This is a genomic window from Vagococcus sp. WN80Y, assembly GCF_059621045.1.
The window spans coordinates 1-10,829 of record NZ_JCAQHY010000101.1 but is presented as its reverse complement, the minus strand read 5'-3'; the positions used below and the strand labels follow the sequence as shown (position 1 = coordinate 10,829).

General features: G+C 38.1%; 10 protein-coding genes. 2 read left to right on the top strand and 8 right to left on the bottom strand.

The genetic code is table 11. The features are described from left to right. Positions 1-454: 454 nt before the first annotated feature. Positions 455-1,453 (bottom strand): hypothetical protein, encoded by a 999-nt coding sequence (locus AC5KOD_RS03710; protein ID WP_496913187.1) that lies wholly within the window; start codon positions 1,451-1,453, stop codon positions 455-457. A 28-nt stretch (positions 1,454-1,481) separates the two neighbouring features. Next, positions 1,482-2,054, bottom strand: a complete 573-nt coding sequence (locus AC5KOD_RS03705; protein ID WP_496913186.1) for a recombinase family protein — start codon at positions 2,052-2,054, stop codon at positions 1,482-1,484. A gap of 2,297 nt (positions 2,055-4,351) precedes the next feature. Here AC5KOD_RS03705 and AC5KOD_RS03700 point away from each other — a divergent pair. Continuing rightward, entirely contained in the window at positions 4,352-6,349 is a 1,998-nt protein-coding gene (locus AC5KOD_RS03700) for a hypothetical protein (RefSeq protein ID WP_496913185.1), read from the top strand. A gap of 560 nt (positions 6,350-6,909) precedes the next feature. Here AC5KOD_RS03700 and AC5KOD_RS03695 read toward each other — a convergent pair. From AC5KOD_RS03695 to AC5KOD_RS03675, 5 genes are all read right to left on the bottom strand, one after another. Continuing rightward, a complete protein-coding gene (locus tag AC5KOD_RS03695) occupies positions 6,910-7,170 on the bottom strand; it encodes a hypothetical protein (protein ID WP_496913184.1) in 261 nt (86 codons plus the stop codon). A 48-nt stretch (positions 7,171-7,218) separates the two neighbouring features. Next, on the bottom strand, positions 7,219-7,836 hold the full coding sequence (locus AC5KOD_RS03690; RefSeq protein WP_496913188.1) for a DUF4767 domain-containing protein: 618 nt from the start codon (positions 7,834-7,836) through the stop codon (positions 7,219-7,221). Between the two features lie 107 nt (positions 7,837-7,943). After that, positions 7,944-8,447, bottom strand: a complete 504-nt coding sequence (locus tag AC5KOD_RS03685) for a hypothetical protein (protein WP_496913183.1) — start codon at positions 8,445-8,447, stop codon at positions 7,944-7,946. A 21-nt stretch (positions 8,448-8,468) separates the two neighbouring features. Beyond that, entirely contained in the window at positions 8,469-8,834 is a 366-nt protein-coding gene (locus AC5KOD_RS03680; protein WP_496913182.1) for a zinc-ribbon domain-containing protein, read from the bottom strand. Then, positions 8,824-9,057, bottom strand: a complete 234-nt coding sequence (locus AC5KOD_RS03675; protein ID WP_496913181.1) for a helix-turn-helix transcriptional regulator — start codon at positions 9,055-9,057, stop codon at positions 8,824-8,826. The genes AC5KOD_RS03680 and AC5KOD_RS03675 overlap by 11 nt, the downstream gene beginning before the upstream one ends. A 128-nt stretch (positions 9,058-9,185) precedes the next feature. On the opposite strand from AC5KOD_RS03675, the gene AC5KOD_RS03670 reads away from it, so the two are divergent. Next, positions 9,186-9,530: a helix-turn-helix domain-containing protein gene (locus AC5KOD_RS03670; protein WP_496913180.1), complete on the top strand. Its 345-nt coding sequence runs from the start codon at positions 9,186-9,188 to the stop codon at positions 9,528-9,530. A gap of 74 nt (positions 9,531-9,604) precedes the next feature. Here AC5KOD_RS03670 and AC5KOD_RS03665 read toward each other — a convergent pair whose 3' ends face one another. After that, positions 9,605-10,573 (bottom strand): tyrosine-type recombinase/integrase, encoded by a 969-nt coding sequence (locus AC5KOD_RS03665; protein ID WP_496913179.1) that lies wholly within the window; start codon positions 10,571-10,573, stop codon positions 9,605-9,607. Between the last annotated feature and the right edge of the window lie 256 nt (positions 10,574-10,829).

Sequence of the window (10,829 nt, the reverse complement as noted above, 5' to 3'; positions counted from 1 at the left end):
TTGAGATTACTGCCATGTTGTGTTTCCTCCAATTTGGTTTGTATTTTCCTCTCTTAAGTTCTACTGTGTGAAGAACTCTAGTCAACTAGAGCACCGCTCCACGCATCCCTTAAGATGTGGTTTGTGGTATATCAACGTTTTGGTCAACATACCTTTAACAGTATATAATAGGTAAATGCGGAATGCAACTTTTTATCACACACCAATTTAGCCCATCAACAAGTATACAAGACGGTGCTATTTTTTTCAAGAGTTTTTAATATATTACTGCCATGTTACGACTTTTGGCAGTAATCTCAATGAAACAGCTATTAGAAGCTGGTGTGCAATTAAATAACACCTCTCGTCTTTAGTCATCAAAAGAAAACTGACAAAACTCAAGTATGTCTCTTCTTTGCCTTTTAACAGCTCTAAGCCGTCCTCTTAAGCTCCTAAACACACTTACTGAGTCCGCTTATTGTGGGGTCATAGACCAAGTAACGGTATGCCCATTTACATCAGATGTCCAAGTATCAAACGATATGTTGCCATTGCTAAATGTATAAGGAATGTAGTTATCTTGAATATTAACTGTTTCTGAGGATACACTAAAGGTTGCATCATAATCAGGTCTATATGTTCCTGCTAGCTCTATATGGACAAATCTATCATCACTGAACGTAACAACTCGAGCCCCGTCATGTATCAAATTTTGAGGGGCTTTATTAGCATTCATAGCTTGTTCGGAATCTTCACCATCATAAAGAAGAGGTTTAATGAAGTATGTTTTCCCAACAAGTTGGTTTGTAACCTCTAGGACAGCATCTTCTCTTTTCCCACGTTCGTTTTCCTGCATTTTGTAGTATTGTTTAGCTATTGATGTATCCAAGTATTTATCTGACATCAATATCCAATCTCCTGTGTGTCCTCGTGGTTGATATTCTAACTCCCCCTCAGCATTAACTCTAAATGTCCCTACGGTGTCTGATTGATAATAGGCTACATAAACATAGGCTAGATTGTCTTTTTCACTAACTTTTACAGTTAAACTATATTCGGTTTGGGGTGGTGGTGTTAGATTTAATATGGATAAAACCCATTTCTTTAGTTCTTCTTCTGACAAGCTAGTTTCAGTAATTTTCAACTCAGTAGTAACCTGAGTATCTTGTACTTCTTGAACCTTTTCTTTAGATGCACTAGCGTTTTCCATTACTTTATCTACGGAAGTCTTTTTCTCCTCAGAGCGTCCTCCAATGTAGTAGAAAAAGAACGTAATTGCAACCAACGCTATACCGAAACTCGCTAATTTTATATTCCGCTTTCTCTTCTTCCCGCTCTCTAGTTCAATTAGCATTTTTGTCAACTCTAGTCTAACATTTGGGTCAGTTGCATTATCAATTTCTGCACGCAATAACCCCTCATTGTTCTTGGATGCTCTTGATTTCCTTGTTGTATGAACGTCATCTTTACTCACTGCTCAATCTCCTTGCGCCTACTATATTTTACTTCATTTGCTCAATCTGTCTCTTAATTCTCTGTAAAGTGCTCTGACTAAATTTTGTCAGCTCGACTACCTGCTTATAGCTCTTCCCTTCCATTAACAAGTCATAGGCATGTCGCTTGTCAGGCGTTATAACAGCCTTAGGACGTCCTTCCCTGTAGTTAGGGTTATTCCTCTTAGCGTAAGCTTTCCCCTCCTGTGTGCGCTCTACAATCATGTCCCGCTCCATCTCTGCTACTGATAAGAGAGTTCTTAGAATCATCCGCCCCATGGGAGTATTCTCTATTGTGCCAAGGTTCAATACTCTAATAGTAATATCCCTCTCTAACAACGGTTCTATTACCTCTAAAGCCTCACGAGTATTCCTAGCAAAGCGGTCAAGCTTAGTTACAATTATTGTGTCCTTCTCTCTAACGCTCTCTAGTAGCTTCTTAAACTCTACTCTATCGGCTGTAGTCCCTGTATATTTTTCTTTAAACAGATTTTTCTTGTCTACCCCTTCATTAATTAACTGCTCTGTTTGTTCTTTTAATGATTGAGAAGTAGTACTGACTCTTGCATACCCAAACAACATTTTTATCCTCCTGACATACCACAACTTAATGACCATAGTTTTTGACCACTTGTTAACATGAGTATATCAGGGTTCTGCTTAACGGTCAACAACTATTAAGTTTCTGACCACCATAGAGTCACTGAGACTTAAACTAAACTACCCGCGCTACTCTTTCTATTCATTTACTGCTCCCTGATACTCTTAGCTTCACAATTCGCATTCACAACCAAGTACCAGTGTTTTCTAACGCACAAGTAAATCCTAGGTTCTTAGCCTCACTCAATACAAGTCCTAGACATCATTTAGACCACGTAGACGAAGATTCTCCCAACTTCCTTACGTATCTTTCCTCACCTTGAGTTCTAAGGCACTTTAACGAACGAGTGCATGTAATTAATCTATCAAGCAATCCTACAACGCCAAATAGAGATGCCCTAGCCTTAACTACAACACTGATACACCATGGTCATCAACTCTTACCAAATCTTCCTCCTGCCACCCCTTCTGGTATTGAGTAAGAGGGTACACTATAAACTTGTTATCACTCAGCTTAAAATAACAATAGACAAGCTTTTTCTGCTATCGTAACTTTCCTTACGTTGGATAGTTTGCCGTAACATTCCCTAACCAATCCCCTGTTATTTTAACCACTAGCTCTGTATCAATTTTCCATACATCCACTTCTGTTTAAATTACCGTTATTTGAACATCCGCTCAGTAATACAATTGTGAACAAAAAAACTTCTTCATAAGCACCTTACACCCCTGATTCTTCATTACACCTATTCTAAAAAACAAGGTCAAAGCGTATATCCCTCCCTGCACTTCACCTGAAACTTTCTAGGTGTTGGTTATTAATATTACTTATTCTTTCACAGCGTCTAGCCAAATGCAGAACCTCCTTAAATACCCCTCACGCCAATTCTAAGAACTTTCAAAAAAACACAATAAACCTTTATACCTAACACGCGGTAAAGCCCCTTAGAATTGAAATTAAGGACGAATAGATACATCCTGACTCAGATGTTCTACCGAACTTTGTGTAAACACTAGACTTATTGAATTTAATCAATAGGTGTTGACACATCGGTAAGGTTATATAAGTATTAATTAAGTATTATAGAGTTATATAAAGAAAAGAAATAAGAGCACTGAAAAATTATAATAGGACATTCAGTCAACACCTAAAATAATAAGACTATAAGATTATAAACTTAGTAGTGCATCAAATTATAAATCCTAATCCTTTTGCCTCCCTTCTAGTTAAATGCAAAACCTCCTTAAACACCCCTCACGTCAATTTTAAGAGCTTTCAGAAAAACACAATGACTTTATACCTAACACGCAGAAAAACCTCTCAGAAGTGAAATTAAAAGCAAATAAATACACCTTGGCTCAGATGTTCCACCTGACATACATATGCACTAGACTTATTAAATTTAATTAATAGGTGTTGACACATCGATAAGGTTATATAAGTATTAATTAAGTATTATTGAGTTATATAAAGAAAAGAAATAAGAGCACTAAAAAATTATAATAGGACATTCTGTCAACACCTAAGACAATAAGGAGTACATCAGTTTTAAAACCTGATTTTTTTCCTTCCTTTTGAACTAAAAAGAACACCTCCCACAACACCCCTAACGTCCGTTATAAGAACTTTCAGAAAAAAGCAATAGCTTTTACCCGAACCACACTGAAACCGCCTAGAAAGGAAACTACAAGGTAAAAAGACGCACCCTGATTCAGACGTTCTACCTGACTTTGTGTGAAATACATTAGTCAATACTCCCTCTAAACACCTCTAACCTTAAGCGTTAGTGTATCAGGTTGAATATAAAGTTGAAAAATTAACCTTACATTCTCAGATGAACAAGTGATGCTACTAAATGTCCCCCATGCCTTCATTCTAAACCATTCTGATTAATGTTAATTCCAACTGAACCTCAACAACTAATTATTCCTTTGATAGTGAATCTACACAGCACTTCTTAGTTATTCTATCCATATCCTGCCTTATTCGATTACATTATCCATTCCCGGCATACCTATATTATTGATTAGTTAAAGAGTCTTAATAAGTTTTAGGGGGACGTATATATAAAATAACTCTATTTACATTTATGCCCCCCTAAAACTATCAAACATCTGCGAGATACTGCACTCCTCAAAACTATTCCTACAGGATTTCACACTCTTGTGAAGAAAAGGGTCAAAACATGTTATAATAAACATAGAGGTTGACAAACATATATTTTTGTGTTATTAAAGCCAGAGAAATACAATAGAAAAGGAGGTGGACATACTAATCTATGAAGGTACATGTACACCTAGATGACAAGAAATATACTACTAAGCCATCTCAACAAGTCATCCCCTCTATCAGTAAAAGAATTATTAGCGAGGTCAGAGAAACTGATATTAAAAACTTAGCTGAGGCAATAGGGTTAGAAGGACGGTCAGTAGTATTCGGGAACTTTCCACCACAAATAAGACAGTCAGCAAAACTAATTTCCCAACAAGTGGTTGCGTTAGACTTTGACAATACCGAAAAACGGCTAGTAAACGGCAAGGAAACTAAAGTTCAAACGACAGGAGATGACTACTTTACTATCGACCAAGCCCTAGCTAATGATTTTATTAGAGCTAACGCTTCATTTCTATATGAAACTTTCTCATCCACTGAGGAATGGAATAGATTCAGAGTAGTGTTTGTGCTGTCGGAAGCTATAACAGATTACAGAATAATAACTAATATATACAAATCCCTAATGGAGATTTTTCCACAAGCGGACAAATCACCTAAAGATGCTTCTAGGATATTTTTTGGCGGGAATAATAATCTCATAGAAATAAATTACGATAATGTGTTGGCTCTTAGTATGCTTAACTTAGACAACGTGCCTACAGACGACCACACAACAGAAATCCCATCTTACATATCACAAAGCGATGACTTACAACGTACGAACTACGAAAAACCTACCTACAGGTTTATTAGAGATGGCACGCTAGAGAGCTGGCAAGAGGTACAGAACCGTTGGCAATCGTTAGAACTAAATCTGCCATCATTCCCAACTATCGAAAATGCAATAGAAACTATCAGTTATTTACCTATGGATGTCCTATATGGGTTCCCTTCTACTGGCTTACATGACATATTCAGCACTGATAACTCTCCATCAGCTAGTGCTCAAAAAGATGATAACGGGGTTTGGTTTTACACTAGATACAACGATAATAATAAGTCAGACAATAATCTAAGTTTGCTAAGAAAATTACTAGGCTCTCCTAATATACCTGCATCTTTTGACACAGCGGTAAATTTCGCTATAAAACACTTGGGACTGATTATCGAAGAGTTAGACGAGTTCAACAAGATAAAGGCTAGCGTACAGTCTTTCAAGAGCATTTTGTTGTCAGATGACTTTAAAGAAACTCACCCTGACCTATATAGGCTCTTTGGTAAGTACCGTTACCAATCGGAAGTTAATGACATACTGGATATATTCTTAATGAGCATCCACAAAGATGCCAACGGGGAGATACGATGTTTAAATTATTACTCTCTAACAACATTAGCAGATAAAATTGGTAGCAATAAACGGAAGGTCGAGAAGATAACAAATTTAATGGCAATTACAGGTATTATACGGAAGTTGCCCGACCAAGACATTCCATCCGAGCTCCTAGAACAGCTTAAAAAGAACCAGACTCATTTTAGAGCAGATACAACTTTCAGCCCACGAAAACACAAAAGAAAAAGGCGTAGTTCGGTTTTTGAGCTAGCCGATTTAACGGAAAGTTTCCCACATATTAAAGAAAGGTCTGCACTACTAGTAAAGAAAGGGTTAACAACCAAAGGACTAAACAGAGAGTGGGTTGAGAAAAACCTCGGCTACGAAATAGCCAATGAAGTCTTTCCCCAAGATACCAACAGAACTGTAAGCGATAAGACGTTAGCCTTTGAGAAAACTCTTACAGCATACGCTATAGAGCAAGTTAATGAATATGGATTCGTTCTAATAAAGCAACTGAGCAGTTACATGCACGGTATAGGGTACTCAAAGACATTTACAGAAACAAAGTTAAAGTTTGCGCTCAATGATTTAATAGATGGATACGACTTACGAAAAACACGTCTTAATAAGGCATTAAAAAAGGAACTAAACATACTAGGGTCAAGTCTTACCTCTTCTCCCACAGCGTTAGTCCCTAATAAAATAAAAAGAGAAGGTAAGACATACATCTTCACCTTTCTCTTTAGTCATAACAATACACAGAGGCTCATTCAAACTACAGGTCACTAGTGACAGTAGAAAGCACACTGTAGGATTTTTAGCAGAACTGAGACCCCTTCGATGTATTCAAGCTGTCATGAGTTCGTAAGAATGACCTTGACACAAAACATCTCACTACCTAGTATGACTTTATGGCATACCTGAAATATTTGTAGGTTTGTTTCAACTACATATCTCCCACTACCTTGTAGGGCATTTCAATGATTTGGAGGCTAAAAGTCCATATTACTATCCCATATATGAAACGTCATCAAACCCCTGTACATCAGCATCTTTGTCCATATATCTCTGATAGGTTTCAGATGCTGATATTCTTTATCCTTTTGCAAATCGCAAAAAAAGTGCACCTTCATGCCAGTACTAAACACACCCTTTGTAAGCTTTAAAAGATTATGATGGTCATAAGTTTACCAGATTAACAGGAGGCAAGTGTTGACTTTCAGTGTATTTCTAAATATTTCTCTAAAAAAATTAGAACCCCAAGTAGCGCCCCACCAAATGGTCATGACCCATTTGTAGGGTGATATACCTACGGGGCGGGGTCTACCATCCTACGTACTCCATAATTACTATAAACCGAATGTAACGGCTCCATTCTGCGCTGTGAGCATTAACTTATTATCTCCGCTCCACAAGCTTATCGGTTTCCCACCTGTCTGTAGACTAGCCTCCTTAATTCGTTCTGAGTAATTAGCAAACTCTTCTGTGGCTCCCGTTCCTGATATGTACAGTTGTAACGTCTGGTGCATCCCTGACATGACAGGGATAAAGTTAATCGTCTCCCCGTCATCATTAATAGAGCACCCCATCCCAAGAGCTGTGTTCTGCACTACATCTGCTGTATTTAGGTCTTTATATGCGATTTTACCTAGGTTGACTTACTCCTTCGACTCAATAGGTGCGGAACTGTCTAAACGGCTGTAAGAGCCTCCTACAAGCTCTGAGAAACCTTCTTTCAGCTCTTTATTGTCTGTCTCCTTAAAGTACAAGTAATTATGCTCGTTCCCTTGGTTCTGTGACGTAACAAGCACCTTAGGCTCCCCTGAGGCTAGCGTAAAGAAGTATACATGCTTCTCTAAGTACGGTTGAGTATCAGCATCCGAAAAAACAGCTACCAAGGCATAGTCTTCACCCTGTCCATCATCAGACCATTTTAATTGAATCGGAACCTCATTAACAACCGCTTGCCATCCACCTTCACTAGTTAGAACAGCTTGAGGTAACTGTAATCCGTATAAATCTACGTTCTGGTTAGGAGTATACTCCCTGTATGTCTGTTTCATTGTCTTGCCCCACTCAATAACAAAAGAATTGAGCTCCCGTGCCTTTTCTGTGCTCCACAGCGCCTCAGGACTATTATCTTGAGATGAACTGGCTGTAGCAGAATTACTTGTACTGCTTACCTGTTTGCTTGTGCCTGAGGTCACCTCTTCACTTTTAATTGTTGATACAGCTTGTTCTTTAGGGCTCTCCTTCTTATTACACCCTGACAACACAAACCCGCAAACAATTATAACACCTATCGTCAGTTTTTTTATAATGTTCTCCTCCCTGTTACTAACAGACTTTAATGTTATCATTTAAACCTTGGCATACCTAACACCTACCCTCTTTTCTTATACAAGTACAGGAATAGCCCAATAGGTATTAACAACATAATCCATGAACCACCTGAACCCTCTACACGGCTTAACGGGCTATCTGCCTTGTCTACAGGGTATAACTGCGCATCTGATAGCCTTCCTCCCATACTTGAAACCAAGTACATATGCAAATTATCCTTATCATCATCTATTAATGCCACATTCACAAAAGAATTTGTACTATCATCCATCCCCTTAATGTGCCTAGCTAGTTCTTTACCTGAGATGACCATTGCATTCCGAACACCAATTTTTTCTTTCTTATACTTGTATTTAGTTGCTCCCTTATCCTCCAACATAATAATGTGGTCTTTCGTTACATGAACATCATAAGAAACGTCATCTCGATTATCCACTCCCGACCAATACCCATAAGAAGTTTTATATTTATTTGTGCAACCAGTCACTGAAAGTAGCAACAGCACTAATAATAGTCCCTTTATCCATACCCCTTTATTATTCAATGCCTTTCCTCTCCCCTCACATCAGTAACCAACAGAAGCACCTATCAAAAAGCCTAGAATGGCTCCTGCTACTCCTGCAATCATTAAGATAGTACCGTGCTTCTCATCATAGCTACGGTACAGGTAACCCATAATGACCGCTACAGCCCCAAATAGGACAGGTATAAACAATAAAGAAATGACCATAGATACCCACCCAATGACCATGTATAACTTACCTGACTGCTTACCATTGTTAATTTGGACTCTAGCCTCGTTAACAACCTTTTCTACACTATCAGAAGCCTGTGCCATGTTGAAAGTTGCTTCCTTTCCTTGAGATGCCCCACACGATGGACAAAACTTTACTGACTCTTCCATTTGATTTCCACATTTACTACAGTACATTTTTTTCTTCCTCCTCATTTACATTAAAAATATCAGAGAACAATACATCCATTTCCGTTTCTAACAGTTCAGCTAATTTCTTCATTTGGTAAGGCTTAGGCACAGTTCTCCCTACTTCCCATGAACTAACTGATTGTTGAGTAACTGACATTAGATTAGCTAACTCAAGTTGAGAGTACCCTTTTGCCTCCCTACACTGAGTAAATTTCCTTTTCTCTCCCATAAGTTCCTCCTTAAAACCATTATATACACCATAATGTTGTTATTCAACACTTTTAGATACGTTGACATATTTTCAAGCGTTTAACCACAACAAGTTGTTGTAGACTATTACTAGATGGGGGTATATGAATGAAACAAGACAAAGACACCAGACAATATTCTAGAGCGATAAGAGAGACAAGAAAGAAGCGTGGCTGGTCTCAAAAGCAACTAGCTCAAAGAATACTTACGACTCAGCAAGCAATTGCTAGGTGGGAAAGCGGAGCTACAGAGCCCCGAGCAGACAATTTATTAGCCTTAGCTGAGGCACTGGGTGTCCCTCTAAGTCATTTCATCGACAGAGAAACAGCAAGTGCTGACGAATCATTTGAAGCCTTGTACAAGTCCCTGAGCCTTCCTGATAAGCAAAAGACTATCGACTACATGGAACTTCTAAAAAGGCAAGAAGCCGAAAGAGATGCTTTTAATCCCTAGCAACGCTTACCCTTCTGTTAGCTACAAAAATGTACCTTACCCTATAAGTACATTTTTGTGTCTCATTATAAAAATCATTCCTTACTATTGATATTCAACAATGGACTAGTAGCAATAGCGCTCTGTATAAGCGTTTCGTCTGCAAGTCCTTTTAAATACCCTTGAGTTGTGTTTAAACTCTCGTGCCCCAGTAGCTTGGATAGTGTAAATATAGAAATCCCATTCTTTAATTGAGACTGAGCAAACCAATGCCTAAACGTATGAGGGCTGACCCTGACCGTCTCTCTAATGTCACATTTAAGCCCTATCCTCTTTATTACCTTTTGAACACCATCATTTCTCATATTCTCCCCCCTAAAATTACGGAAGAGCATCTGATTTTTCGGTATATGTTTTGCTTTAAAGTAAGCATCTCTGACTCTTCGATACTTAATTATTTGCTGAGCAACTGGTGGGGTAACATACAAAAGCCTCTGCTTTCTCCTCTTAGCCTTGTCCACAAAAATAGACTCTGTAGTGACATTCTCATCCTTCAAATTAGTCAACTCATTTACTCTCAATCCGCAATCAGCCATTATCATAACCATTAGCTTATCTCGTTCAGCGTAAAACTTGTTTCTTTGTTTACCTGCCTCTCGTATTAACTGACTAACCTCATCATCATTGAACACAACCAATAACTTTTGCTGAGAAGGCATGAACTTAATTCTACGAGTCGGGTCTAAGTACTCGGATAAGTATTCTTCCTGTACTAAAAAATCATAAAATACCCTCATCTGACTTAATTGACTATTACAATACGAAGCAGAGTACCCCTCCTCTCTTAAACCCGTTAAATACGTCCTTATAATCCCTCTAGTGACCTTAGCAGGTGTAGTAATTCCATTATCAAAGCAGTACTCACTGAATCTTGTAATACCTGACTTATAATTCTTTATCGTTTCCTTTTTAAATCCCTCAGAGGTTTTTACTAACAGTAATTCCTTTAACGATGAGCTCCAATTAATAACAAGTTCGACGTCCACCTCTTCTTCTGAACGCACAAAAAAACACCAACCTTTCACTATATTAGTGCTAAAAATTGGTGTGATATATTACTGTCTAAATTAAATTACTGCCACATTTTATTCATAAACCCCTATTATATCAACCGTTACAGAGGTATTAATGGCTTCTGCAATCATTGAGATTACTGCCATGTTGTGTTTCCTCCAATTTGGTTTGTATTTTCCTCTCTTAAGTTCTACTGTGTGAAGAACTCTAGTCAACTAGAGCACCGCTCCACGCATCCCTTAAGAT

Coding starts and splice junctions, on each gene's coding strand:
- AC5KOD_RS03705 (WP_496913186.1), bottom strand. CDS start 2,054: ATGTTGTTTGGGTATGCAAGAGTCAGTACTACTTCTCAATCATTAAAA.
- AC5KOD_RS03700 (WP_496913185.1), top strand. CDS start 4,352: ATGAAGGTACATGTACACCTAGATGACAAGAAATATACTACTAAGCCA.
- AC5KOD_RS03680 (WP_496913182.1), bottom strand. CDS start 8,834: ATGTACTGTAGTAAATGTGGAAATCAAATGGAAGAGTCAGTAAAGTTT.
- AC5KOD_RS03675 (WP_496913181.1), bottom strand. CDS start 9,057: ATGGGAGAGAAAAGGAAATTTACTCAGTGTAGGGAGGCAAAAGGGTAC.
- AC5KOD_RS03670 (WP_496913180.1), top strand. CDS start 9,186: ATGAAACAAGACAAAGACACCAGACAATATTCTAGAGCGATAAGAGAG.